Source organism: Methylobacterium variabile, from assembly GCF_001043975.1.
GTDB lineage: Bacteria > Pseudomonadota > Alphaproteobacteria > Rhizobiales > Beijerinckiaceae > Methylobacterium > Methylobacterium variabile.
The window spans coordinates 37557-62964 of the sequence record NZ_LABY01000046.1 but is presented as its reverse complement, the minus strand read 5'-3'; the positions used below and the strand labels follow the sequence as shown (position 1 = coordinate 62964).

The window sequence follows — 25408 nt, the reverse complement described above, 5'->3', positions numbered from 1 at the left end:
CCCCCGGCCCCCCCCCCCGGCCCCCGGGGGGCCCCGGCGGCCCCCTCGCCCCCGGCCCGCCCCCCCCCCCCCCAGGCCCGCGCGGGCGGGGCGGCCGCGGACGACCCCCCCCCGGCGGTCCGCGCGGTCGCCCCCGCCCCCCCCCCCCCGCGCCCCCCCGCGCCCCCCCCCGGCGGCCGGCCACACCGGCGGGGGGGCCGCGCCGCCGGGGCGGGCCCGCCCCGCGCGGACCGCGTCGGCGGCGCCTCCACGCCGTCCCGGGCCGGCCCCCCCCGCGCCGGCCCCCGCCACGGCTCCGGCACCCGGTGCGGCGACGGCGGGCGGCGCAGCGGCCCAGGCTGCGATACCGGGCCGGACCGCCGAGGCGGGAGCACCGACGACGCCGGTCACGGTTGAGGCCGTACTCCACGCGGCCGCCCGCCGGGACGAGCACCGGGATGGCGGCACGGCCGCCGGGTCCGACGGTCTCGCGGCGCAAGACCCCTCGGTATCGGCGCCGGTGCAGGGCACCGACGCGGCGGGCGACGCCCCGGCGCCGGCGCCGGAGGCCCGTCCGTCGGTGCCGGCCCCTCTGAGCGCGGTGCCGATCACCATCGGCATGCAGGCGCTCGCCGGATCGAGCCGCTTCGAGATCCGGCTCGACCCGCTCGAGCTCGGACGCATCGACGTCAGCCTCGACATCGACCGGGAGCACGGCGCCGTGAAGGCGCACCTGGTGGTGGAGCGGCCCGAGACCCTGGCGCTGCTTCAGCGCGACGCCGGCAGCCTGCAGCAGGCCCTGACCCAGGCGGGGCTCAATGCCGGCGAGGCCGGCCTGAGCTTCTCCCTGCGCGACGGCGGCAGGCAGAACAGCCCGCAGCGGGACCAGGCCGGCGGCCGTCCGCAAGGGCCCGACCGGGCCGTGACTGGCCCGGCCGAGGCTGAGGCGCAGGCCGCCCTGCCGCCGCTGCGCCACCTCGGCCAGCGCCTCGGCCTCGACCTCAGAATCTAGCGACGATCCCCGATGACGACCGAACCCGCGAGATCCCGATGACCGCCGGCATCAGCAGCCTGACCAGCCTCTCCGGTAGCAGTGCCGGCAAGACCGCGAGCGACGCCAGCACGATCGCCGGGAACTTCAACCAGTTCCTCACCCTGCTGACGACGCAGCTGAAGAACCAGAACCCTCTCGATCCCCTCGACACCAACCAGTTCACGCAGCAGCTGGTGCAGTTCGCCTCGGTCGAGCAGCAGCTCAAGACCAACGACCAGCTCGGCAGCCTGATCACCGCCAGCAAGGCGTCCGCCGCGGCGACCGCCTCGGGGCTGATCGGCAAGACCGTGACGGCGGACGGCGCCACGACGTCGCTCGCCGAAGGCAGCGCGACCTGGACGCTCAACCCGGCACGGGCCGCCACGAAGGCCGTCCTGACCATCACGGATGCCAAGGGCAACGTGGTCGCGACCCAGACCAAGGCGCTTCCCGCCGGCAGCCAGAGCTTCAGCTGGGACGGGCGCAGCTCCACCGGACAGCTCGCCGCGGACGGCAAGTACACCCTGAAGGTGCAGGCCCTCGACGCCACCGGATCGAGCGTCAGCGTCGACACCAAGATCACCGGGGCGATCACCAGCGTCGACGTCACCGGCGCTGAGCCGGTCCTGACCGTCGGCGACCGCACCGTCCCCCTCAGCAGCGTCGAGGCGATCGGTGGTACCGGCTCCAACTGATTCGGTGGATTGCTGTGGATTACGAATCACATGCGAGGGAAATGATTCAAGCAATCTTAAGCGCGGGTGCCTAGCTTCGGTCTCGACAGGTCAGTCGAGTGTAGAGCGTATCATGACCGAACCGCATCGCCCGAGGGTGAAGTACGTCATCGGGCCCGATGGAAGTCCGCTGACCATCGCGGACCTCCCCCCGACCGACACGCGCCGATGGGTGATCCGCCGCAAGGCCGAGGTCGTGGCCGCGGTGCGCGGCGGGCTCCTGAGCCTCGAGGAAGCGTGCCAGCGCTACACGCTGACCACCGAGGAATTCCTGAGCTGGCAATACTCGATCGAGCAGCACGGCCTCGCCGGCCTGCGCACGACCCGGATCCAGCACTACCGGCAGTAAGCCGGGCGCGGCTCCCCGCGCCCCGGACCGGTCCCGTCACGGGCCCGGGACACCACGCCCTCCAGTTGGAGCGCGCGATGTCCCGGGCTTGCGCGCGTCCGATCGCGTTCCGTTAACCACATCATAACCACGACCCGGCAAATTTTGCCCTGGGGCCGCCGTGGCTCCGGGTGGCGGGTGCGTGACGTCGTGAAGCCGGTCCTCGATCTTGTGGCGAAGCTCGGGCCCGCGCGGCTCGCCGCGATGGGTGCGGTGACCCTCGCGCTCATCGGCTTCTTCGCCTTCGTCATCCTGCGGGTGTCGCGCCCCGAGATGGGGGTGCTCTACAGCGACCTGTCGGTGCAGGATGCCGGCGCGGTGGTGCGCGACCTGGAGACGCGGGGCATCCGCTACGAGACCAGGGGCGATGCCGGCCAGACCGTGATGGCGCCGCGGGCGGACCTGGCGCGGCTGCGCATGGACCTCGCCGCCAAGGGCCTGCCGAGCGCCGGCGGCGTGGGCTACGAGATCTTCGACAAGGGCGACGCGTTCTCGACCACCAGCTTCGTGCAGAACGTCAACCACCTGCGGGCGCTGGAGGGCGAGCTCGCCCGCTCGATCCGGGCGATCGGCCGGGTGCAGGCGGCGCGGGTCCACCTCGTCCTGCCCGAGCGCCGGCTCTTCGCCCGCGACCGCGAGGCGCCGAGCGCGTCGATCGTGGTCCGCCTCGCCGGCGACCTCGACCCGGGCCAGGTCCGGGCGGTGCGCCACCTCGTCGCCTCGGCGGTCGAGGGGCTCAAGCCCGAGCGGATCTCGATCGTCGACGAGCGCGGGCGGCTCCTCGCCGACGGCGCCCGCGGCGCGGAGGACCAGGCGGGGATCGGCCTCGACGAGCGCCAGACCGGCCTCGAGCGGCGCCTGCGGGCGCAGGTCGAGGAGATCGTGGCCGGCATCGTCGGCTCGGGACGGGCGCGGGTCCAGGTGACGGCCGAGCTCGACGCCAACCGGGTCGAGAGCCGCTCCGAGACCTTCGATCCCGAGAGCCGGGTGGTGCGCTCGACCCAGACGCGGACCGAGAGCCAGCAGACGCAGGCCAACGAGACCGGCGTCACCGTCGGCAACGAGCTGCCGGGGGCCAACCAGGGCCAGCAGCAACAGGGCCCCCGCGAGGCCTCGAACAAGAACGAGGAGACCACGAACTACGAGATCTCCCGGGTCACCCGCACGGAGGTGAACGAGGGCGGCCGCGTCAAGCGCCTGTCGGTGGCGGTGCTGATCGACGGCACCTACGCGGCGGGCCCGGACGGCAAGCCGGCCTACGCCCCGCGGCCGGCGGCGGAGCTCGAGCGCATCACCGCCCTCGTGCGCAGCACCGTCGGCTACGACAAGGCCCGGGGCGACCAGGTCGAGGTGGTGAACCTGCGCTTCGCCGAGACCCCGGCGGTGGCGGAGCTGCAGGAGCCGGGCCTCCTCGCCTCCCTGCTCCAGCCGACCAAGGAGGACGTGCTGCGGATCGCCGAGATGACGGTGCTCCTCCTCCTCGGGCTCGTGGTGCTGATGACGGTGGTGCGTCCGCTGGTGCAGCGGGTCGTCGCCTCGGAGACGCCGGTCCTGGCGCCGGTCTCGGTGCTCGCCGAGCCCGGCCTGGTGATGGCGGTCGAGGGCGGGACGGCCTCGCTCCAGTCCGAGATCACGATTCCCGAGAGCCCGGCCCGGCGCCTGGTCGAGTTCGCCAAGATCAACGGCAAGGTCCAGGCCGAGACGATCGAGCGCGTCGTCGACATCGTGAAGACCAACCCGACCGAGACGGTCGAGGTGCTGCGCACCTGGATCAACGACCGCTGAGCCCGCCGGGCAGTGGATGCCGGTCCGGCGCGCCCGGACCTTCGAGACTTCAGACCCGTCCGAGGATGAGCTGACGCCATGGCCGCGACCCCGATGCCGGTCCCTCGCCCCTCCCTGGGCCCGACCTTCGCCGAGATGCCCGGCACCCAGCGCGCCGCCGCGCTCCTGCTGCTGCTCGGCGAGGAGGAGGGCGCCCCGATCTGGCGGATGCTGGAGGAGGACGAGATCAAGAAGGTCTCGCACGCCATGGTCCAGCTCGGCTCCCTGGAGGCCGAGGTCGTCGAGCACCTGATCATCGACTTCGTCTCCCGGCTCTCGGCAAGCGGCGGCATCACCTCGAGCTTCGAGCGCACCGAGTCGCTGCTCCTGAAGATCTTCCCGCCCGAGCAGGTCGCGGTGATCATGGCCGAGGTGAAGGGCGCCTCGGGCCGCCGGGTCTGGGCCAGCCTGACCCAGATCGACCCCGAGATCCTGGCCTCGTTCCTGCGCAACGAGTACCCGCAGACCGTCGCGGTGATCCTGTCGCGGGTGCGCTCGGACTACGCCGCCCGGGTGCTGACGATCCTGCCGGAGGACTTCGCCATCGACGTCCTCAACCGCATGCTGCGGATGGAGACGGTGCAGAAGGAGGCCCTGCGCCACATCGAGGAGATCCTGCGGGTCGAGTTCGTCTCGACCATCGCCCAGACCACCCGGCGCGACGCCCACGAGCTGCTCGCGGACGTGTTCAACGCCTTCGACCGCCAGACCGAGATCCGGTTCCTGGCCGCCCTCGACCAGGCGAACCGCGGCTCGGCGAAGAAGATCCGCCAGCTGATGTTCACCTTCGACGACCTGATGAAGCTCGACGCCGGCAGCGTCCAGACCCTCATGCGCAGCGTCGACCGCGACGTGCTGGCCCGCGCGCTGAAGGGCGCCTCGGATCCGGTCAAGACGTTCTTCTTCAACAACATGTCGAGCCGCGCGGCCAAGAACATGCAGGACGAGATGGGCTCGCTCGGCCCGATCCGCCTCAAGGAGGTCGACGAGGCCCAGTCCCGGATGACGGACCTCGCCAAGGAGCTGGCCGAGAAGGGCGAGATCATGATCGCCAAGAACAGCGCCGAGGAAGAGCTGGTCTACTGATGCGCGCCCGCGAGACCCTGACCGACGAGCTCCTGACAGACAACTCCCGCGCTGGCTCGGGCCGGGATTCCCGTCCGCCGCTCGCCGGCGGCCCGGGGGAGGTTGCCTGATGGCGCAGATCCGGCGCTTCCTGTTCGACACCGATTTCCGGCATCCCGGCGGCAAGCCTCCCCGGGACGAGGCCGGATCGGCCGAGGCGATCGCCCGCGCCGAGGCCGAGGTCGCGGCCGAGGCGGCGCTGCGCGCCGAGGCCGAGGCCGAGGCCTTCGCCCGCGGCCTGCAGGAGGGCCGCGCCCAGGCCGAGGCGCAGGTGCAGGCGCGGCTTGCCGACGCCCTCAACCGGGTCGCCGCCGCGGCCGCCGGGATGATCGGCGCCGCCGACGCCCGGGACGCCGAGCGGGAGACCCAGGCCCTCGACTTCGCCGTGGCGCTCGGGCGCAAGATCGCCGGGGCCGCCCTCGACAGCCAGCCGGTGGCGGCGATCGCGGAAGCCGCGGGGCGGGCGCTGCAGCACCTGCGCGGCGTGCCGCACTTGGCCATCCGGGTGCACGACATCCTGGTCGAGGAGACCGAGCGCCAGGTGGCGCGGCTCGCCCGCGAGCGGGGCTACGAGGGCCGGCTGATCGTCCTCGGCGATCCCGCCCTGGCACCCGGCGACGCCCGCATCGAGTGGGCCGACGGGGGCGTGGTGCGCGAGCGCGCGGCCATCGAGGCCGCGGTGCTGGCCGCCCTGGGGGAGGGCGCGGCCGCGCCGCACCCGGCCGCCCCCGCGGGCTTCTGATGTCCCGGCCTCCGCTTCGCCGGGCGACGCGCCGCCCACGTCCGATTTCTCATTTCCCCACGAGGTGACCCGATGACCTCCGACAACGATCTCGGCCTGCCGCAGCTCAGCGAGACGGACCTCGCCTTCGACACGGCGGCGGCCAGCGTGATGCGCGACGCGCCGGTCGCCGCCAAGTCGGCGGCCGACCTGGAGCAGGTCTTCGACGTGCCGGTGATGGTCTCGGCGGTGCTCGGCTCCTCGCGGATGCCGATCGGCGACCTGCTGCGCCTCGGCCCCGGCACGGTGCTGGAGCTCGACCGCAAGGTCGGCGAGGCGATCGACATCTTCGTCAACAACCGCCTCGTCGCCCGCGGCGAGGTGGTGCTGGTGGAGGAGCGCCTCGGCGTGACGATGACCGAGATCGTCAAGGCCGAGGGCTGACGGCGGGTCCCCGCCGTCCCTACCCGAACCCGGCGCCCGACGGGGCGCCCGACGCTACGGAGTGCCCGCCATGCGGCTGTTGATCATCGGACGCCTGAACGGCGAACTCGTCACCGCCTCCCGGATCGCGATGAGCCGCGGCGCCGCGGTGACCCAGGCCGACGGCGTCGAGCAGGGCCTCGCCGTGCTGCGGGCGAAGGGCGCCGACCTGGTGATGGTCGACGTGTCGCTGCCGATCCGCACGCTGGTGACGGCGCTCGCCGAGGAGCGCATCCGCACGCCGGTCGTGGCCTGCGGCACCGGCACGGACGCGAAGGCGGCGGTGGCGGCGATCCGGGCGGGGGCCAAGGAGTACATCCCGCTGCCGCCCGACCCCGAGCTGATCGCGGCGGTGCTGGAGGCGGTGGCGGCGGATGCGCGGGCCTTCGTGTGGCGCGATCCCGCGATGGAGCGGGTGGTCAAGCTCGCCGAGCAGGTGGCGCGCTCCGACGCCTCGGTGCTGATCACCGGCGAGAGCGGCACCGGCAAGGAGGTGCTGGCGCGCCACGTCCACGTCCGCTCGAACCGGGCCCAGAAGCCCTTCGTCAGCGTGAACTGCGCAGCGATCCCCGACGCGCTGCTCGAATCCGAGCTGTTCGGCCACGAGAAGGGCGCCTTCACGGGGGCGGTCGCCCGGCGCATCGGCCGGTTCGAGGAAGCGAACGGCGGCACGCTGCTCCTCGACGAGATCTCCGAGATGGACGTCCGCCTCCAGGCCAAGCTGCTGCGGGCGCTGCAGGAGCGGGTGATCGACCGGGTCGGCGGCACCCAGCCGGTCAAGGTCGACATCCGGGTGCTCGCCACGTCGAACCGCAACTTGGCCGAGGAGGCGCGCAAGGGCACCTTCCGGGAGGACCTGCTCTACCGCCTCAACGTGGTGCACCTGCGCCTGCCGCCCTTGCGCGACCGCCCGGCCGACATCCTCGAGCTCGCCGGCCACTTCGCCCGCAAGTACGCCGAAGCCAACGGGCTCGAGCCCCGGCCGCTCTCCGCCGAGGCCCGCCGCCTCGTCGCCCAGAGCCCCTGGCCCGGCAACGTGCGCGAGCTGGAGAACACCCTGCACCGGGCGGTGCTGCTGGCGAGCGGGCCCGAGATCGACACCGACGCCATCCGCTCGCCCGAGGGCGAGGCCCTCAGCGGTCCGGCCACGGCCGCCGCCCGGGCGGTGCAGGCCGCCGAGGCGGTGACGCGGGGCTTCGTCGGCCGCTCCCTGGCGGAGGTCGAGCGCGACCTGATCCTCGACACGCTCGATCACTGCCTCGGCAACCGCACCCACGCCGCCAAGATCCTCGGCATCTCGATCCGTACCCTGCGCAACAAGCTCAACGAGTATACCGGTGCCGGCATCCCGGTCGCCGAGCCGGGCCACACCCGGGCGCTCGCAGCCTATGGCTGACCGCCGGGGCGGCGATCCGGGATGGGCGGAGGAGGGACGGCGATGACGTGGGAGGACGTGGTCGCGCTCGGCCGGAGGCTCCCGGAGGTCGAGGTCGCGACGTCCTACGGCACCCCGGCGCTGAAGGTGAGGCGCAAGCTCCTGACCCGGCTGCGCCGCGAGGACGACAGCCTGGTGCTCCCCGGAGTGGGCGCGGACGAACGGGACATGCTGATCGAGGCCGATCCCCGGGTCTTCCACACGACACCGCACTACGAAGGCTATTCGAGCGTGCTGGCGCGGCTCGGTCCCCTCGCGCCGGCGCAGCTGTCCCCGTTCCTGCTGCGCCGCTGGCGCGCGATCGCGCCGAGGCGGTACGTCGCCGGCTTCGACGCGGCCGGAAGCCGTGAGGGTGGATGATCCGGAACTATAGCCGACGTCGTCACACTGTCATCGCTCCGTCGTCTCGGCGGCTGCAAGCCGAACTCGCCGTTCACCGGTCGATCAATGCGGCGAAATCGAAAACAGCCCATCGTTCAGCCCGTTAAGCCTGCCTTAGCGGAAAGTAGTCATTTTCCCGCCGACGTGGGCCGAAAGCGGGGCGACGGGACCGATGCGGACGTGGTTCAGGAGCGGGCGCCTGGCGCGCCTGTCGATCAAGGCGCGAATCTTCGCCGGCTTCGGCGTGATCCTGGCGACCACCGTCGGGGTGGCGGTCTCCGGCTACGTGCTGGTGGCGCAGGTGAACGCGAGCTTCGCCGAGTACCAGCACAACCGGGCCAAGATCGAGCACGTCCGCGCCGTCGACATGGCGATGATGCAGGCGCGGTTCGAGCTGAGCCGCTGGCTCCAGCGCTTCGATCCGGCGGTCTTCAAGACGGCGCGCGACCTCCTCGACAAGTCCGTCGGCCTGATCGAGCGCGGCGCGGCCGTCGGGCTCGCGCCCGACGAGCTCGCCCTCAGCGGCACGATCGCCACGGCCCTGCGCAGCTACGGCGCCGAATACGCCACCCTCGCGCGGATCAAGGAGGAGGAGGCGGCGCTCCTCGGCCGCGAGATCGATCAGGCAGGCGAGCGGATCGCCCAGGCCCTGTCGCAGCGGCGCACCCGCGCCTTCGAGGCCGGCGACCTCGAGCAGGCCCGGATGCTGAACGGCGTCGCCGAGGCGTTCCAGTCCGCCCGCGAGCAGGTCGCGCTGTTCAGGGCCGCGGGCGAGGTGAAGCACGCCGCGGCGGCGGGCCAGTCCGCGGCGGCGGGCCAGGCCCGGCTCCAGGCGAATGCCGACCTCGCCGCGAAGCTGACCGCCTGGCGCGCCGGCCTCGAGCGCGCCTCCGCACTCTCGGCGGAGTGGGGCAAGCACCTGACGCTCTCCCGCGCCGCCCGGGACCAGTCGATGCAGGCGTCCCAGGCGCTGCTGGCGGCGGTGAACCGCGGCGCGCTGGAGCACGAGCAGACCTTCGCCCGCAGCGTGGAGCAGGGCACCACGGCCTTCCTCGCCAAGGCGGCCGGCATCGTGCTCCTCGGGATCGGGATCTCGCTCCGCCTCGCCGGCTCGATCGCTGGGCCGCTCCACCGCCTGTCGGGGGCCATGGCGGCGCTCGGCGGCGGCGCGCGGGCGGTCGAGGTGCCGGGCACCGACCGGGCCGACGAGATCGGCGCCATGGCGCGCACCGTCGCGCAGTTCCGCGATGGGCTCGTCGAGGCCGAGCACCGCGACGCCCTGCAGCGCCAGGACACCGACGCGAAGGTGCACCGGGCGCGGCTCCTCGAGGAGCTGACGCGCGGCTTCGAGGGCAAGGTCTCGGCGCTGATCGCGACCCTGACCGCCGCGGCGGGCGAGATGGAGGGCGCGGCGCACAACCTGTCGACCTCGGCCGCCCAGGCCTCGAGCCTGTCGGCCGGCGTGGCGGAGGCCGCGAGCCAGACCTCCGCCAACGTCAGCGGCGTCGCGAGCGCGACGGACGAGCTCTCCGCCAGCATCCGCGAGATCGTGCAGCAGGTCGGGCACTCCTCGGTGATCGCGGGCCGCGCCGACGCGGAGGCCGCCCGCACGGAAGCGACGATCCGGGCGCTCGCCGCAGGGGCGCAGCAGATCGGCGACGTGGTCCAGCTCATCACCAGCATCGCCGGCCGGACCAACCTGCTGGCCCTGAACGCGACGATCGAGGCGGCGCGGGCCGGGGAGGCGGGCCGCGGCTTCGCCGTGGTGGCGGCCGAGGTGAAGGACCTCGCCACCCGCACGGCTCAGGCGACGGAGGCGATCGCCGGGCAGGTCGGCAGCATCCAGGCCCAGACCGCCCAGGCCGTGCAGGCGATCGAGACGATCGGCGGGACGATCCGGGACATGAACGCCATCGCGACCAGCGTCGCGACGGCGATGCAGCGCCAGAGCGCCGCCACCGGCGAGATCGCCCGCAACGTGCAGGACGCCGCCCACAGCACCCAGGTGGTGTCCGGCCACATCGACGCGGTGCAGCAGGGTGCCGACCGCACCGGCGGCACCGCCGACCAGGTGCTGCGCGCCGCCCGGGACCTCGCGCATCAGGCCGCGACGCTCGAGCGCGAGATCGGCGGCTTCGTCGCCGAGATCAAGGCGGCGTAGGACTCCCGGGGGCGCCCGTCGCGGGGAGATCGTCGACGGGCTCGATCTCGCCCGGGTCATTCCCGGGCCGCCCCGAGCGTGAGCGCGGTCGGCTTACCCGACGGGCCGTCGGCCGCTCCGTGCCCTTTCCGGGACCCGGAGCGCCGCCCCGGAACGACAGTGGAGCCTGGACCACCGCTCCGCCGATGCAACCGTTCGTCGTCAGTTCGCCTGCAAGCGCGGGATCGCGTCGGCGAAGCGGGCGATCGGCAGGAAGAGGCTGAAGCGGCGCTCCTTGTCCTCGACGTGGATGATCGCCTCCTTCCACTCGGGCTCCCGGCAGGCTCGCCGCTTCAGCAGCACCGCAATATGCGCCGAGCAAGTGATGATCTCGTGAGGTTCCTTGAGCTCGACGCCGCGCGTGTCCCTTATGATTCTGCTGCCGACCTGGAAGTGGAAGTAGTAGCAGGACATTCCGCTCTCCCCCTGGAGTGGCTATCCTGCAACCTTACGGCCACAGGTCCCCGGCCGCCTTAACCCGAGTCAAGCGATTCGGTCTTTGCAACCCCGGCGAGTATCGGCGGCCGATGCGCCACGTCGTCGCGAGAGCGAGCGCGGCCGTCTCGTGCCGCGATGACCGCGCTGGGTTTCGCAGGAATGGCCGCCGGTTTTGCGAAACCTGCGCCCAAGCAGGGGCCTGAACGGACGAAGCCTTGGCCTGCAACGCTTCGTCCGTTCAGAGATAGCCGGTGCCGGCCTCGGCGGCGAAGCGGTCGGGCGGGCCCTCCCAGACGATGCGGGCATGCTCGAGCACGTAGACCCGGTCGGCGTGGGGCAGCGCGAAGGTGACGTTCTGCTCGCCGAGCAGGACCGTGATCGGCGTGGTCTGGCGCAGGCGCTCGAGCGCCTTCGAGAGCTGCTCCAGGATCACCGGGGCGAGGCCAAGCGTCGGCTCGTCGAGGATCAGCAGGCGCGGCCTCATCATCAGCGCGCGGGCGATGGTGAGCATCTGCTGCTCGCCCCCCGACAGGGTGCGGGCCATCTGGCCGCCGCGGCTCCTCAGGATCGGGAAGAGCTCGAACAGCCACTCGAGCTGGCGCGCGCTCTCGGCCTTGGGCAGGTGCTGGCCGCCGAGATCGAGGTTCTCGCGCACGCTCATCTCGCCGAACAGCTCGCGCGTCTCCGGCACCTGGACGATGCCGCCGCGGGCGATGCTCGCGGGCGTGCGCCTCGCCAGGGACTCGCCGGAGAAGTCGATCCGGCCGGAATGCGGGACGAGGCCGGAGATCGCGTTGAACAGCGTCGTCTTGCCGGCGCCGTTGAGGCCGACCACCGAGACGAACTCGCCCTCGTGCACGTGCAGGTTGACGCCGCGCAGGGCCTGGGCCTTGCCGTAGAGCACGTCGAGCCCCTCGACCTTGAGGAGCGGCGCGCCGGAGAAGCTCGCCTCCGGCCGCGCCGCGGTCTCGATGCTGCCGCCGAGATAGACCCGGCGCACGGTCTCGTTGCGCATCACCTCGGCGGCCGAGCCCTCGGCGACGCGCTCGCCGAGATACATCGCGAAGACCCGGTCGACGAGGGCGGCGACGCTCTTCACGTTGTGGTCGACGAGGAGCACCGCCTTGCCCTCATCGCGAAACCCCCGGATCAGGGCGGAGAAATCCGCCACCTCGCCGGAGGTCAGGCCCGCGAAGGGCTCGTCCACCAGCACCACCTTCGGGTCGCGGGCGATGGCCTTGGCGAGCTCCATCCGGCGGAGATCCGCGAAGGGCAGGGTGCCGGGGCGCCGGTCCATCACGGCGCCCAGGCCCACCCGCTCGGCGATCGCCCGGGCCCGCGCCTCGACGCCCGGATCGGCGAAGAGGCGCAGCAGGCTGTCGGGCAGGAGCGCGAGCTTGATGTTCTCGAGCACGGTCTGGCGGTGCAGGGGCCGCGAGTGCTGGAACACCAGGCCGATGCCGGCCCGCGCGACCCGGTGCGAGGGCCAGCCGGCGATCTCGGTGCCGTCGAGCTTCACGCTGCCGGCATTCGGCCGCTCGAGGCCCATGATGAGCTTCATCACCGTCGACTTGCCCGAGCCGTTCGGCCCGATCAGCCCGAGGATCTCGCCGGGCTTGACCGAGAAGCCGATCGACTTGGCCGCGACGAGGCCGCCGTAGCGCTTGGTCAGCCCCTCGACCGCCAGCAGCGGCCGGACGGTGTCGGACCCGGGAGCGGCGGGCATGGACGCGGTTTGCTGGGCGAGGACGGCCGCACTCATGAACGCACCTTGCGAGACGGGAACGGGGAGGGGGCGGGCATCAGGCGCGCTGCCCCTGCCGGGTGAGGATTCCGAGGAGGCCTGCCGGGACGAACAGGATCACGGCCAGCGCCGCCGCCGAGACCACGAAGGTCGAGAGCGCTCCGAGCGGCCGCAGCAACTCGCCGGCGGCGATCAGGAACACCGCGCCAAGCACGCCGCCCACGATGGTGCGCCGCCCGCCGAGCACTGCCCCGATGATGACCTGGACGCCGACCGAGACGTCGACCAGCGTGCCGACCGAGGCGGTGCCCATGTAGAAGACGAACAGCGCCCCCGCGAGGCCGGAGAAGACCGCGCTGACGCAGAACGCCGCGAGCTTGTGCTTGGCGACGTTGAAGCCGAGCGCGCCTGCCTCGACCGGGTCCTGCCCGCTCGCCTGGAGGATCAGCCCCACCGGCGAGATCGCGATGGCGTAGAGGATGGCGCCGCTCACCGCCATGAAGCCGAGCGCGATCCAGTAGTTGGTGGCCGCGTCGATGCTGATGACGTCCGGCACGGTGAGCCCGATCTCGCCGCCGGTGGTCTCCGCGAAGACGACGATCAGGTTCTGCAGGATCAGCACCGCCACCACGGTGGTGAGGCCGAAATACGGGCCCCGCACCCGGAGCGCCGGCAGCGCCAGGACGAGGCCGCCGATCACCGCCGCGACCGTGCCGGCGAGCAGGCACAAGGGGATGCCGACGCCGTGGCCGTTGAGGATGCCGGCCGTGTAGGCGCCTAAGCCGATCAGGAAGGTCGGGCCGAAATTGACCTCGCCGGCGAAGCCGAACAGCAGGTCCCAGGCCATCGAGAAGACGCCGAAGAAGTACGCGACGGTGAGGAGCCCGAGGATGTAGCCCGATACCCAGAACGGCAGCACGCTGGCGAGCGCGAGGCCGATCAGGCAGAGCCAGAACAGCGGGTTGCGGAAGGTCTTGGCGAGCATGCGGGCCTCTGATGAGATGTCTGCGTGAGGCCGGGCGTCAGCGGCGCCCGAGCAGGCCCTGCGGGCGGACGTACATCACCGCCACGAGCAGCAGCAGCGCGGGGATGGTCCGGTAGGCCGGGGAGACCAGGTAGGCGGTCAGCGTCTCGAGGTAGCCGACGACGTAGGCGGCGATCAGCGATCCCGAGACGCTGCCCAAGCCCCCCAGCACCACGATCGAGAAGGCGCTGGCGGTGAGCGGGCCGACGCTGTAGCTCGACACGCCGAGGAACTGGCCGAGCAGCACGCCTGCAATGCCGGCGAGCACGCCGTAGATCAGCCAGATCGCGACGTAGATCTTCGACAGCTCGAAGCCGAGCAGGGTGACGCCGCGGGGATTCATCGACGCGGCGAGGACCACCTTGCCGGTGCGGGTACGGTTCACGAGGAGCCAGAGCAGCCCGATCACGCCCCAGCAGACGACCGCCGTGAAGACCTGGTTCCACGGCGTGCGCACGCCCGCGATGGTGACGACGCCCTCGACGATCGGCATCACGGTCTTGGCGTTGCTGGTGAACAGGTAGGCGATGAACTCCTGGATCATGATGCCCCACAGGAGCGTGCCGGTGAGGATGAAGATCTCCTTCTCCTCCGGGGGGATCGCCCGGGAGCGGTCGATGGGGCGCACCACGGCGCCGTAGGTGGCGAGCGTCAGCCCGGTGCAGACCGCGACGCCGACCGCGGCGCCCGCGTAGGAGCCCAGGCCCAGCTCGCTCGACGCCGCCCAGGCCACCACCGCGGCGGTGACCATGAGGGCGCCGTGCGAGAGGTTGAGAACTCCCGAGACGCCGAAGATGAGGGTGAAGCCGGTGGCGCCGAGCGCGTAGAGTGCCGAGATGGCGAAGCCGTCGATGAGGATCTGGATCGCGGTCATGGGGCTCGCGTGGGGGATGAGAAGGGGCGAGGCGCGCGCTAGACCCCCTCTCCCGAGTGGGAGAGGGGTTGGGGGGTGAGGGTGCTACGGTTCAGTGTGTATCGCTGAGCGTGGTGCTGACAGCAGGACGGTCAGAGCTAGAACCAGAACCGTCGCACCCTCACCCCTACCCCTCTCCCACTCGGGGGAGGGGATCCCGCGCCTGCTGGATCGGGGTCAGTCCGATGGTTGCGGTCAGTTCGCGGCGGTCCCCGCCTTGACGAAGCTCGGGAAGCCGATCTTCCCGTTGGCGACGTTCGGCGGCCAGATCGCCAGCTGCTTGCCGTCCTGCCACTGCATCATCATGCCGGAGACGAGGCCCGGGCCGTACTTGATCGAGTGGGTGAACTCGTCGTCCTTGCCGTAGAACTGGATGCGCCCGAGGGTGCCCTCCCAGTCGGTCTTCTCCAGCGCCTCGACGAGCTTGTCGGGATCGGTCGAGCCCGCCCGCTTCACCGCGTCGGCGATGTAGTAGACCTCGTCATAGGCGGTGTAGCCGGCATAGCCCGGGTAGCTGCCGTACTTGGCCTTGAAGGCCTCGGCGAAGGGCGCGGTCTTCGGCGTCACGTTGGTGCCGGGCGCGGCGAACATCTCGAACAGCACGCCTTCGGTCGCGCCGTTCGTCTCCTTCCAGAAGGTGGCGTTGGTCGCCTGCGAGGCGATGCCGATCATCGGGATCGGCACCTGCTGGCTGCGCCACTGCACCGTCGGCTGCACGCCGACATGCGAGATGCCGGTGACGATCACGTCGGGCTTGGCGCCCTCGATGCGGCTGAAGATCGGGTTGAAGTCGGTGGTGCTCGGCGAGAACCGGATGTGGTCGAGCACCTTGAGGCCGACCTTCGGCAGGCACTCCTTGTAGCCCTCGTCCAGCGGCTTCGTCCACGCCGCGTCCTCGCTCATGATGACGGCGGTCTTCATCTGGCGGCCCTCGACGAGGATCGCCTTGGCGGCGTCGCAGACGGCTTGCGACTGCGCCTTCGAGGTCAGGTAGCCGTGGAAGGAGTACTTGTTGCGGGCGTAGTCCTTGTGGACGTTGAGCGGGATCTCGTTCGAGGCCGCGCCCGGGGTGATGAAGGGCAGCTTCAGCCGCGCCGACCAGGGCTGGAGGGCGAGCACCACCTCGCTGATGTAGCTCGCGATGACGGCATGGGCCTTGTCCTCGCTCGCCGCGCGCTGGAAGGCGCGGACCGAGTCGGCGGCCGAGCTCTTGTTGTCGTAGGTGATGATCTCGATCTTGCGGCCGTCCATCCCGCCCTTGGCGTTGATCTCGTCGGCGGCGAGCTGGGCCGCCTGCGGGATCGAGGCCCCGGCGATCGCCTGCGCCTCCGCGATCACCGCGATGCGGATCGGGTCCGCGGCCTGAACGCTTGAGAGCGAGGCATTGGCGGCCAACAGGATGGTCGAACCAAGCAACGCCTGGACGAGCCGTCGCCTTGCGACGGGTGCGCACTCCAGCATGACGTTCCCTCTTCCGGCCGCTGTTTGATTGGTGGCGTCGCGGCTCGGAGCGGGAGTTTAGCGGGAGCTTGTTAGACCACAAGGTGCCGATCGCGGGTGCGCGGCGGGGAAGGGGGATTATACGGCGAGCCATCACGTGGGCGCATGGCTGCTGGCCCGAGGACGTCATGGGACCGCGGGCTGCTTCCTCAACGGCGCGTCGTTGGGGCAGCCGCAGAAGAAGCGGCGCATCGACGGTGCCCTCGCGCCGTACAACCTGACCAGTCGATCGCCCGATCGACTCCCGCGGTGAAACGGAAACGCGGCAACGTCATTCCGGGGCCGCGCAGCGGAGCCCGGGATGATCCCGTGGGGCGGAAGCCGCCCGCATGTCCCACTCGCCTCTGCCGTCCCTCGGACTCTCGAAGGAACGGTGCGCCCCACGCTCACGCCTCCACGACGGGCACCCGCCAGGGCTCCTCCGCCGCCACCCTGGCCTCGAAGGCCGCGATGGCGTCGGCGTGCTCGAGGGTGAGCGCGACGTCGTCCAGCCCCTCGACGAGGCAGCGCTTCTTGAACGGGTCGATCTCGAACGGGATCGCGGTGCCGTCCGGGTCGGTCACGGTCTGGGCCGGCAGGTCCACCGTCACGGTCGCGCCGGGCTCGGCCTTGAGGCGGGCCCGCAGGGACGCCACCGCCTCCTCCGGCAGGGTCACCGTGAGGAGCCCGTTCTTGGCCGCGTTCGAGGCGAAGATGTCGCCGAAGCTCGGGGCGACGACGCAGCGCAGGCCGCCATCGACCAGGGCGTAGACCGCGCCCTCCCGCGACGAGCCGCAGCCGAAGTTGCGGTCAGCCACCAGGATGCCGGCGCCCGCGTAAGGGGCTGCGTCGAGGGGCACGGCCTCGCTCCGGCGGCGCTCGTCGTGGAACAGGAAGTTGCCGTAGCCGGCGCTGCGCGGCTTCTTCAGGAAGCGGGCCGGCAGGATCTGGTCGGTGTCGACGTTCGCCACGTCGAGCGGCACCGCGACCGCCGTGAGAGTCGTGAAGGGCTGCATGGTCAGCGGCTCCCGAGCCGGCGGATATCGGTGAGGCGGCCGGTCAGCGCGGCGGCGGCGGCCATCGCCGGGCTCATCAGGTGGGTGCGGGCGTTCGGGCCCTGGCGGCCCGGGAAGTTGCGGTTGGTGGTCGAGGCGCAGCGCTCGCCCGCCGGCACGAGGTCGCCGTTGATGCCGACGCACATCGAGCAGCCCGGCTCGCCCCATTCGAGGCCGGCCTCGCGGAAGACCTGGTCGAGCCCCTCGGCCTCGGCCTGGCGCCGCACCGGGCCGGAGCCCGGCACGACGAGGCCCGGCACCGCCGCCTTGTGCCCGCGCAGCACGCCGGCGGCGGCGCGCAGGTCCTCGATGCGGGAATTGGTGCAGGAGCCGATGAACACCCGGTCGACCGCCACCGCCTCGAGCGGCGTGCCGGGGGTGAGGCCCATGTAGTCGAGCATGGCCCGCATCTGCCCGGCCTTGGTGGCGTCGGATTCCTGGCCCGGATCCGGCACCGCGGCGGTGACGGGAAGCGCGGTCTCGGGGCTGGTGCCCCAGGTCACGGTCGGGGCGATGCTGGATGCGTCCAGCGTCACCTCGCGGTCGAACCGCGCGCCCTCGTCGCTCGGGAGCTGCCGCCAGGCCGCGACCGCCCGCTCGAACAGCGCGCCCTTCGGGGCGTAAGCGCGGCCCTTGAGGAAGGAGAAGGTGGTGTCGTCGGGGGCGATCATCCCGGCCCGGGCGCCGGCCTCGATCGACATGTTGCAGATGGTGAGCCGCCCCTCCATCGACAGGCCGCGGATCGCGCTGCCGGCATATTCGAGCACGTGCCCGACCGCGCCGCCGGCGCCGATCGCCGCGATGATCGCCAGGATCACGTCCTTGGCGGTGACGTGGGGCCCGAGCTGCCCGTCGATGCCGACCCGCAGGGTCTTGGGCCGGCGCTGCCACAGGGCTTGCGTCGCCAGCACGTGCGCGACTTCCGTCGCGCCGATCCCGAAGCCGAGCGCCCCGAAGGCGCCGTGCGTCGAGGTGTGGGAATCGCCGCAGACGATGGTGAGGCCGGGCAGCGTCAGGCCCTGCTCCGGCGCCAGGACGTGGACGATCCCCTGCGCGCGGTCGTCGAGGCCGAAATGGCGGATGCCGTGCCGGCCGGCATTGTCGGCCAGCATCGACACCATGTTGGCGATCTCGGGGTCGGGGATCGGTCCGCTGCGGTCGCGGGACGGCACGTAGTGGTCGGCGACCGCGAAGGTCAGCTCCGGCCGGCGGATCTGTCGGCCGGCGTGGTCGAGCATGCCGAAGGCGTGGAACGAGCCCTCGTGCAGCAGGTGCCGGTCGATGGCGAGCAGGGCCTGCCCGTCGGGGCGGGTCGCCATGACGTGGGCGTCCCAGACCTTGTCGAGGAGGGTGCGGGGTTGCGGGGTCATCGGGCGTCCTCCGTCTTGTCGTTGGAATCGAAACTACGAACTCCAATTCCCTTTCCCGGACGACTGGAGCGTCAGCGGAAGGAGATCCGGGATCCAGAAATAAGACTTCGCGAATCGTCTCTAGGTCTGCAACGGTGCAACATGCAGAGCCGCTTCGCGGCACTTCCTATGCTGGATTCCCGGATCTCCTTCCGCTGGCGCTTCAGTCGTCCGGGAAAGGGGAGGGTGTCATGATGTGTGAATGAGAGATGGTGAGGGCTAGGAGCTAACACACCCCGTCGCCCCCGCCGCCTGCCCGGCGATGCGCCCGAGCGCCACGGCCGCCAGCAGCCCGTTGCCCGACAGGTATCCGCCCGGCCCCGTCCCCGACACGCCGCAGGCCGCTCCGCCCGCCGCGAACAGGTTCGGGATCGGCGCGCCCGCCGCCGTCAGCACCCGGGCGTCGTCGTCGACCACGAGACCCCCTTGCGTGTGGAACAAGGCGCCGGTCACCCGCACCGCCCGATACGGCGCCGCGAGCGCCGGCACGCCCGCGAAGGAGCGCCCGAACGCGTCGCGGCCACCGTCGCGCTTGAGCGCCTCGACCTCGGCCAGCGTCGCGGACAGGGCGGACGCCGGCAGGTGCAGCCGCGCCGCCAGTTCCGCCACCGTGTCCGCCGCCACGATCGCCCCGGCGCTCTCGGCGCGCCGAAAGTCCTCGAACTGGCGGGCGATGCCGGCGATGCGGGCGTCGAAGACCGTGACCGCGGTGCCGCCGGGCTGGCGCAGCACCTCCGCCGCCTGCTCGGAGTAGCCGCGGCTCTCGTCGGAGAAGCGGCGCCCCTCTGCATTCACCTGGAACCCGCCCTCGGTGACCGTGGCCCAGGTGATCAGGATGCCGTGCGGGTGCGCCACCGAGCCGTGACCCTGGTGGCCCGAGAGGTGGCGGGTCGCGGCGCCGAGCGCCTCGCCCCAGAGCAGCGCATCGCCCTGGTTGCCCTCGTGGCCGAAATACAGCGCGCCCGACAGCTCCGGCACGTGCTGCGCCACCAGCGCCTTGTTGCCGCCGTAGCCATTGCAGGCCAGCACCAGCGCCCGGCAGGCGACGCGCTCGCGCGAGCCGTCGGGGCGGTGAAGGCCGATGCCCCGGATCGCGCCGTCCGCCGCGTAGAGCGTGTCGACGGTCGCCTCGCACAGGACCGGGATGCCGGCCTCCTCGACCGCGCGTGCCAGGCGGTCGACCAGCTCCTCGCCAGAGCGGCTCGGCAGGCCATGCATGCGGTTGGCCGAGTGGCCCGGGTAGCGGAAATCGGTGATGACCGAGAAGGGCAGGCCGTGGCGGTCGGCGAGCCATTCGAGGGCAGGACCCACGGCGCCGGCGAGGCGCGCGACGAGGGCCGGATCCGGCTCGTTCTTGGCCTTCGCCATGATGTCGGCGGAAAACAGCTCCGGGCTGTCGTCGAGCCCCGCCTCGCGCTGCCAGCGGGTGCCCGGCGCCGGGACCAGACCGGCCGAGAGGGCGGTGGAGCCGCGGGGCACCGGATCGCGCTCGACCACCAGCACCTCGGCCCCGGCCTCGTGGGCGGCGAGCGCCGCCACAAGCCCGGCGGCCCCCGCGCCGATCACGGCGACGGCGATGTCGATATCGAAGGCGACGGCAGCAGCCGGTTCGACCCTCATGCCGAGAGCTCCCGGACGATCTCGGCGACGTCGGCCACCCGGCAGACGGGCTTGAGCGCCTCGATCGCGGTCTGGTGCACGGCCGGTGAGAAGGCGGCGCAGCCATCCGCCAGGACGGTGACCGAGAAGTCGCGCACATGGGCGTCGCGCACCGTCGAGGCGACGCCACCGTTGGTGACGATGCCCGACACGATCAGCCGCTCGATCCCCGCCTTGCGCAGGACCCATTCGAGCCGGGTCATGTAGAAGGCCGAGTAGGCGACCTTCTCGACCGAGAGATCGGCGGGCTGCAGCTCGTCCACGAGCGCATGCCCCCAGGCCCCGGGCAGGAAGTCGCCCTTCTTCAGGAACGGCCGCAGCTCGCGCAGGTGGGGCGAGATCAAGGGCTCGCCGCCCTTGCCCGGCACCAGGGTGAAGTGGGTCGAGACGATGAACCCTCCCTTGGCCCGGATCAGCTCGGCGAGCGGTCGGACGCGGGCCGGCACGGCGGCGATCTCGGGCGCCGCCTGCCCGGCGCGGCCGTAGGCGCCGTCCGGGTGCAGGAAGTCGTTCTGCAGGTCGCAGATCAGGAGCGCGGTGCGCTCCAGCGGGATCGCGGAATGGCTCATGCGGGCTCTCCCGTGCGGGTGACCACGACGTTGCCGAGCCGGTCGACCCGCGCCGTCAGGTCGGGATCGACCACGGTGGTGGCGTCCGGCTGCTCGAGGATCGCCGGGCCCGGGATCTCGGAACCGACGGGGAGCGCGAGGCGGGCATAGACCGCCGCCTCGTGCCAGGCGCCATTAAACCAGACCGGCCGGCTGCCAAGGCGGGCGGCCTCGAGCGAGGCATCCGCCCCCGGCGCGAGCGCGGCGAGGTCGAAGTGCGGTCGCCGGCCGATCGCCGCGGTGCGCAGGTTGACGATCCGGGTGCCGAGGCCCGGCAGCAGCCGGCTGAACGAGGTGCGGTAGGCCGCCTCGAACGCCGCCTGGATGATCGCCGTCGTGATGCCGGTGGTGCCGTTCTCGACCGTCACGGGCAACGCCACCGCGACGGTGTGGGTCTGGCCGACATAGTGCATGTCGAGCTCGAACACCGTGTCGATCCGCGAGACGGTGAGGCCGGCGGCCTCGACGACCGCGCGGGCGCTCTCGGCCTCCGCCACCATGCGCCGGTCGAGGGCGGCGGCGTCGAGGCCGGCGAGCGACAGGTTCAGGGTCTGGACCTGGTCGTGCCGGATGTCGGCGATGACGCAGCCGAGCGCCGAGGTGACGCCCGGATAGCGCGGCACCAGGGCGCCGCGCAGGCCCACATCCTTGATCAGCGCCCCGACATGCAGCGCGCCGCCGCCGCCGAACGGCACCGCGGCGAACTTCTGGGGGTCGTGGCCGCGCTCGATCGAGACGAGGCGGATCGCGCCGGCCATCTTGCCGTCGGCGACGCGCACGATGGCCTCGGCCGCCGCCATCACGTCGAGGCCGAGGGGCGCGGCGACGTGCTCCCGGATCGCCGCCTTCGCCGCCTCGACGTCGAGGCGCTTCAACGCCCCGCCGATCGGCCGCTCGGCGTTGATGCGCCCGAGCACGACGTTGGCGTCGGTCAGCGTCGGCCGGGTGTTGCCCTGGCCGTAGCAGACCGGGCCCGGCCGCGAGCCCGCGCTCTCCGGCCCGACCTGGAGCAGCCCGCCGGCATCGACGTGGGCGATCGACCCGCCGCCGGCCCCGATGGTGCTGATCTCGATCATCGGCGTGCGGATGACGAGGCCGAAATCGATGGTGGTCTGCGCGGCGAGCGCCGTCTCGCCCTCGACCACGAGCGACACGTCGAACGAGGTGCCGCCGAGATCGCCGGTGATCACGTAAGGGAAGCCGGCCTCCTTGGCGATGGCGGCCGCCGCGATCACGCCGGCGGCGGGCCCCGAGAGGGCGGTGCGAACCGGGAGCCGCCGGGCGGTGGCGGTGGACATCACGCCGCCATTCGACTGGACGATGTGGAAGCGGCCGGAGAATCCTTCGGAGTCCAAGGCCCGGTCGAGCTTGCCGAGATAGCTGCCGACGACCGGCTGGAGGTAGGCGTTGAGCACCGTGGTCGAGGTGCGCTCGAACTCGCGGATCTCCGGCAGGATGCCGGAGGAGCGCTCGACATTGGCGTTCGGCCACACGGCGGAGGCCGCTTCCATCGCCACCCGCTCGTTCTCCGGGTTGGCATAGGCGTTGACGAAGCAGATCGCCAGGGCCTCGGCACCGTTCGCGAGCAGCGCCCGGGCCGCTTCGGCGACCTGGTCCGGATCCACCACTTGGCGGATCGTGCCGTCGGCGAGCGTCCGCTCGTCGACCTCCAGTCTCAGGTCGCGGTCGACCACGGGAACGAAGTCGCCCCACAGGCCCCAGGTATGGCGCCGGTCGCGCCGGCGCATCTCCAGCACGTCGCGGAAACCGCGGGTGGTGATGAGGCCGATGCGCGCCCCTTTCCGCTCCAGGAGCGCGTTGGTGCCGACGGTCGTGCCGTGGACGATCGAGGCGAGGTTCGCGACCGGGCCGAAGCCTTTCAGCCCGGCGAGGAAGCCGACCGCCTCGTCGCCGCGGTTCGACGGGACCTTGCCGGTCTGGAAGCGGCCGGCGGCCTCGTCGTAGTAGAAGAGGTCGGTGAAGGTGCCGCCGACATCGACGCCGACGATGGCGCGGGGGGTCATTTCTCGTCTCCGGACGCGAGGTCGTAGTCGCGGGTGGCGGCCTCCGGCGTCACGTAGCCGAGGCGCAGGTCGCGTTGCAGGGCGTCGCGGTCGCGCTCCGCCGGATGGCCGAAGCCGCCGCCGCCGGGGGTCTCGAGCCGCACCCGCTCGCCGGCCTTGACGCGCACGTCGGTGACCTTCGAGATCATCGGCGGGCTCGCCCAGCCCTCAGGCGTCTGCCAGGCGAAGCGGTTGAGCGCCGCCGGCCGCCCGCCCTTGACCCCGAACGGCGCCACCTTGCCGCGCTCGCCGAGCAGGAACACGTCGGCATCGGTCAGGGTCTCGATCTCGTAGACCGCACCCAGCCCGCCGCGATGCGCCCCGGCCCCGGCACTGTCGGGCCGCAACGCCCACTGGGTGAAGACCACCGGATAGGCGGCCTCCAGGATCTCCACCGGCGGGATCGTCGCGGTCGAGATCGGGTTGTTGGCGTGGCTCAGGCCGTCGGTCTCAGGGTTGCCGCCTAAGCCCCCGCCGAAGAACGAGAACATCACCCAGCGCGAGCCGTCCGGCCGGTGGCCGGCAAGAGAGAGCGCGTTGATGGTGCCGAAGGGCGCGGCGGTCGCCCGCTCCGGATCAGCCGCCGCGAGGGCGCCGAGCACCACGCCGATCAGCCGCAGGATCGTCTCGGTGTAGCCGGCCATGGGCTTCGGGGCCCCGGCGCCGAGAAGCGTTGTCTCCGGCACCGTGAAGGTGATCGGCCGCAGGCAGCCGGCATTGGCCGGAACCTCGGTGAAGACGTGCTTCAACGCCACGTAGCAGGCGGCGACGGTCGTGGCGTGCGAGATGTTGATCGGCCCCTGCGCGGGCGCCGAGGAGCGCGAGAAATCGAGCGCCATGCGGTCGCCCTCGATCGTCAGGTCGAGGGCGATGGTCAGCGGCTCGTCGGTGATGCCGTCGTTGTCGAGCACGTCCGCGAAGCTGTAGCGGCCGTCCGGCAGGGCGCGGATCGCGGCGCGCATCAGCGCCTCGGCCCGGTCGGAGAAGGCCGCGAAGGCGGCGTCCACTGTCGCGTCTCCGTACTCGTCGAGGAGGGCGGTGAAGCGGCGCTCGCCGAGGTCGAGGGCGTTGAGCTGGCCGTTGAGGTCGCCCCAGTTCGAGGTCGGCACCCGGGTGTTGGCGGCCAGGATGTCGACGATGTCCTGGTTCAGGCGCCCGGCGGAGAAGAGCTTCACCGGGGGAAAGCGCACGCCCTCCTGGAAGCTCTCGGTCGCCTTCGGGTTGTAGCCCCCCGGCACGTTGCCGCCGATGTCGAGCCAGTGGCCGACCGAGGCGAGCCAGCAGAACAGCTTGCCATCGCGGAAGACCGGGCGGACCAGCCGGAAGTCGTTGAGGTGGGTGCCGCCGCTATAGGGATCGTTGAACAGGAAGGTGTCGCCGGGCTCCAATCCACCCTCGCGCTCGACCTTGGCGATCACCGCCTTCACCGCGAAGGCCATGGCGCCGACGAAGATCGGCAGGCCCTTGGTGCCCTGGACCAGCGTGTCGCCGGTCGTGGCGTGGTAGAGGCCGTGGCAGGCGTCGCGGGCTTCCGCAATGATCGGGTTGAAGGCCGAGCGGTAGAGCGTCGCGTCCATCTCGTCGGCGATCTGCTCGAGGCGGCCCTTCAGCACCGCCAGGGTGACGGGATCGATCGGGTTCATCGATCGCTCCCCTCGTAGGCGCGGCCGCGGGCCAGCATCTCGGGGGTGCCGATCAGCGCGTTGAGCGCGCCGAAATCGAACATCCGGTCGGCGAAGGGGGCGTTGGTGCCGGCCTTGGCGAGCGACGCGTAGTAATCCTTCGCGGTGCGGGCGAGGGCCCGCACGATGCCGCCCGGGAAGATCACCAGGCGAAAGCCTAAGCCGCCTAGGTCGGCGGCGGAGGCGAGCGGCGTGTCGCCGCCCTCGACCATGTTGGCGACGAGGGGGCGCTTCGTCCCGAGCGCCTTCGTCACCGCGGCGAGCTGGTCGGCGGAGCGCGGCGCCTCGACGAACAGCACGTCGGCCCCGGCCTCGGCGTAGGCCTCAGCCCGCTCCACCGCGCGCTCGAAGCCTTCCACCGCCACCGCGTCGGTGCGGGCGATGATGAGGGTCTCGGCGCTCGCGCGGGCGTCGAGCGCCGCGCGGATCTTGCCGACCATCTCGCCCTGTCCGATCAGCGTCTTGTCCTGCAGGTGGCCGCAGCGCTTCGGGTAGCTCTGGTCCTCGAGCTGGATCGCGCTGGCGCCGGCGCGCTCGAACAGCCGCACGGTGCGCTCGACGTTGAGCGCGTTGCCGTAGCCGTTGTCGGCATCGACCACGAGGGGCGTCGCCACCCGGTCGCGCACCAGCGTCACCGTCTCGGCAACCTCGCTCATCGAGACGAGGCCGATATCGGGCCGGCCCAGCCGCGTGTAGGCGATCGCCGCGCCGGAGAGGTACAGGGCCTCGAAGCCCGCATCCGTGGCGAGCGAGGCCGTGAGGGCGTCGTAGACGCCCGGAGCGACGAGGACGCGATCCTCGGCGAGGCGGGACTTCAGGGACATGACGAAAGTCTTCCTGGTACGATGACTGTTGAGCAGGCTTTCTCTTCTCGGCGAGATGCCTGGTCGATGAAGGATCTCCACGTCATCCCGGGGCTCGCCGCCGGCGAGAGCCGGGATCCAGAACCGCTTCCCGTGCAGAACGGAGCGGGGTGCGTTCCGAACTCTTCTGGATCACCTGTGCTTCTGGATTCCGGGCTCCGCTGCGCG

At 71.9% G+C, this 25408-nt stretch carries 22 protein-coding genes; 10 read left to right on the top strand and 12 right to left on the bottom strand.

The genetic code is table 11. The features are described from left to right. Positions 1-559: 559 nt before the first annotated feature. The 10 genes from VQ02_RS07720 to VQ02_RS07675 all read left to right on the top strand — a co-directional run bounded on the left by VQ02_RS07720 (position 560) and on the right by VQ02_RS07675 (position 10264). The gene (locus VQ02_RS07720) at positions 560-991 is read left to right on the top strand and encodes a flagellar hook-length control protein FliK (protein ID WP_245239658.1); all 432 of its coding nucleotides are present in this window, start codon (positions 560-562) and stop codon (positions 989-991) included. 38 nt (positions 992-1029) lie between these two features. Beyond that, a complete protein-coding gene (locus tag VQ02_RS07715) occupies positions 1030-1707 on the top strand; it encodes a flagellar hook assembly protein FlgD (protein ID WP_048443592.1) in 678 nt (225 codons plus the stop codon). 112 nt (positions 1708-1819) lie between these two features. Then, positions 1820-2095 carry a CtrA inhibitor SciP gene (gene sciP, locus VQ02_RS07710; RefSeq protein WP_048443591.1) on the top strand — a complete coding sequence of 92 codons (276 nt, stop codon included), beginning with the start codon at positions 1820-1822 and terminating at the stop codon, positions 2093-2095. A gap of 189 nt (positions 2096-2284) precedes the next feature. Then, positions 2285-3919, top strand: a complete 1635-nt coding sequence (gene fliF / locus VQ02_RS07705) for a flagellar basal-body MS-ring/collar protein FliF (RefSeq protein ID WP_048443590.1) — start codon at positions 2285-2287, stop codon at positions 3917-3919. Between the two features lie 78 nt (positions 3920-3997). Continuing rightward, entirely contained in the window at positions 3998-5044 is a 1047-nt protein-coding gene (fliG, locus tag VQ02_RS07700) for a flagellar motor switch protein FliG (RefSeq protein WP_048443589.1), read from the top strand. 109 nt (positions 5045-5153) lie between these two features. Continuing rightward, on the top strand, positions 5154-5825 hold the full coding sequence (locus VQ02_RS07695) for a FliH/SctL family protein (RefSeq protein ID WP_048443588.1): 672 nt from the start codon (positions 5154-5156) through the stop codon (positions 5823-5825). Positions 5826-5897: 72 nt separating this feature from the next. Further along, positions 5898-6248, top strand: a complete 351-nt coding sequence (gene fliN, locus VQ02_RS07690) for a flagellar motor switch protein FliN (protein ID WP_048443587.1) — start codon at positions 5898-5900, stop codon at positions 6246-6248. A 70-nt stretch (positions 6249-6318) separates the two neighbouring features. Beyond that, complete coding sequence (gene flbD / locus VQ02_RS07685) at positions 6319-7683, top strand: sigma-54-dependent transcriptional regulator FlbD (protein ID WP_048443586.1); 1365 nt, start codon at positions 6319-6321, stop codon at positions 7681-7683. 42 nt (positions 7684-7725) lie between these two features. After that, positions 7726-8082: an MmcQ/YjbR family DNA-binding protein gene (locus VQ02_RS07680; protein ID WP_048443585.1), complete on the top strand. Its 357-nt coding sequence runs from the start codon at positions 7726-7728 to the stop codon at positions 8080-8082. Between the two features lie 193 nt (positions 8083-8275). Next, a complete protein-coding gene (locus tag VQ02_RS07675; RefSeq protein ID WP_053080277.1) occupies positions 8276-10264 on the top strand; it encodes a methyl-accepting chemotaxis protein in 1989 nt (662 codons plus the stop codon). 201 nt (positions 10265-10465) lie between these two features. Here the strand turns inward: VQ02_RS07675 and VQ02_RS07670 are convergent, their stop codons facing one another. The 12 genes from VQ02_RS07670 to VQ02_RS07615 all read right to left on the bottom strand — a co-directional run bounded on the left by VQ02_RS07670 (position 10466) and on the right by VQ02_RS07615 (position 25201). Then, a complete protein-coding gene (locus tag VQ02_RS07670) occupies positions 10466-10717 on the bottom strand; it encodes a hypothetical protein (protein WP_048443584.1) in 252 nt (83 codons plus the stop codon). A 262-nt stretch (positions 10718-10979) separates the two neighbouring features. After that, positions 10980-12467, bottom strand: coding sequence for an ATP-binding cassette domain-containing protein (locus VQ02_RS07665; RefSeq protein WP_209436981.1), 1488 nt, complete (start codon positions 12465-12467; stop codon positions 10980-10982). Between the two features lie 76 nt (positions 12468-12543). Continuing rightward, positions 12544-13470 (bottom strand): branched-chain amino acid ABC transporter permease, encoded by a 927-nt coding sequence (locus VQ02_RS07660; protein WP_048443582.1) that lies wholly within the window; start codon positions 13468-13470, stop codon positions 12544-12546. A gap of 37 nt (positions 13471-13507) precedes the next feature. Next, the gene (locus VQ02_RS07655; protein WP_048443581.1) at positions 13508-14383 is read right to left on the bottom strand and encodes a branched-chain amino acid ABC transporter permease; all 876 of its coding nucleotides are present in this window, start codon (positions 14381-14383) and stop codon (positions 13508-13510) included. Between the two features lie 234 nt (positions 14384-14617). Next, positions 14618-15883: an ABC transporter substrate-binding protein gene (locus VQ02_RS07650; RefSeq protein WP_048443580.1), complete on the bottom strand. Its 1266-nt coding sequence runs from the start codon at positions 15881-15883 to the stop codon at positions 14618-14620. A gap of 425 nt (positions 15884-16308) precedes the next feature. Further along, on the bottom strand, positions 16309-16917 hold the full coding sequence (gene leuD, locus VQ02_RS07645) for a 3-isopropylmalate dehydratase small subunit (protein WP_048443579.1): 609 nt from the start codon (positions 16915-16917) through the stop codon (positions 16309-16311). A gap of 2 nt (positions 16918-16919) precedes the next feature. Beyond that, positions 16920-18326 carry a 3-isopropylmalate dehydratase large subunit gene (leuC, locus tag VQ02_RS07640; RefSeq protein WP_048443578.1) on the bottom strand — a complete coding sequence of 469 codons (1407 nt, stop codon included), beginning with the start codon at positions 18324-18326 and terminating at the stop codon, positions 16920-16922. Positions 18327-18584: 258 nt separating this feature from the next. Continuing rightward, complete coding sequence (locus tag VQ02_RS07635; RefSeq protein WP_048443577.1) at positions 18585-19985, bottom strand: FAD-dependent oxidoreductase; 1401 nt, start codon at positions 19983-19985, stop codon at positions 18585-18587. Beyond that, a complete protein-coding gene (locus VQ02_RS07630) occupies positions 19982-20593 on the bottom strand; it encodes a cysteine hydrolase family protein (protein WP_048443576.1) in 612 nt (203 codons plus the stop codon). The genes VQ02_RS07635 and VQ02_RS07630 overlap by 4 nt, the downstream gene beginning before the upstream one ends. Next, a complete protein-coding gene (locus tag VQ02_RS07625) occupies positions 20590-22656 on the bottom strand; it encodes a hydantoinase/oxoprolinase family protein (protein WP_048443575.1) in 2067 nt (688 codons plus the stop codon). The genes VQ02_RS07630 and VQ02_RS07625 overlap by 4 nt, the downstream gene beginning before the upstream one ends. Then, the gene (locus VQ02_RS07620; RefSeq protein ID WP_048443574.1) at positions 22653-24338 is read right to left on the bottom strand and encodes a hydantoinase B/oxoprolinase family protein; all 1686 of its coding nucleotides are present in this window, start codon (positions 24336-24338) and stop codon (positions 22653-22655) included. The genes VQ02_RS07625 and VQ02_RS07620 overlap by 4 nt, the downstream gene beginning before the upstream one ends. Continuing rightward, positions 24335-25201 (bottom strand): isocitrate lyase/PEP mutase family protein, encoded by an 867-nt coding sequence (locus tag VQ02_RS07615; protein WP_048443573.1) that lies wholly within the window; start codon positions 25199-25201, stop codon positions 24335-24337. The genes VQ02_RS07620 and VQ02_RS07615 overlap by 4 nt, the downstream gene beginning before the upstream one ends. Between the last annotated feature and the right edge of the window lie 207 nt (positions 25202-25408).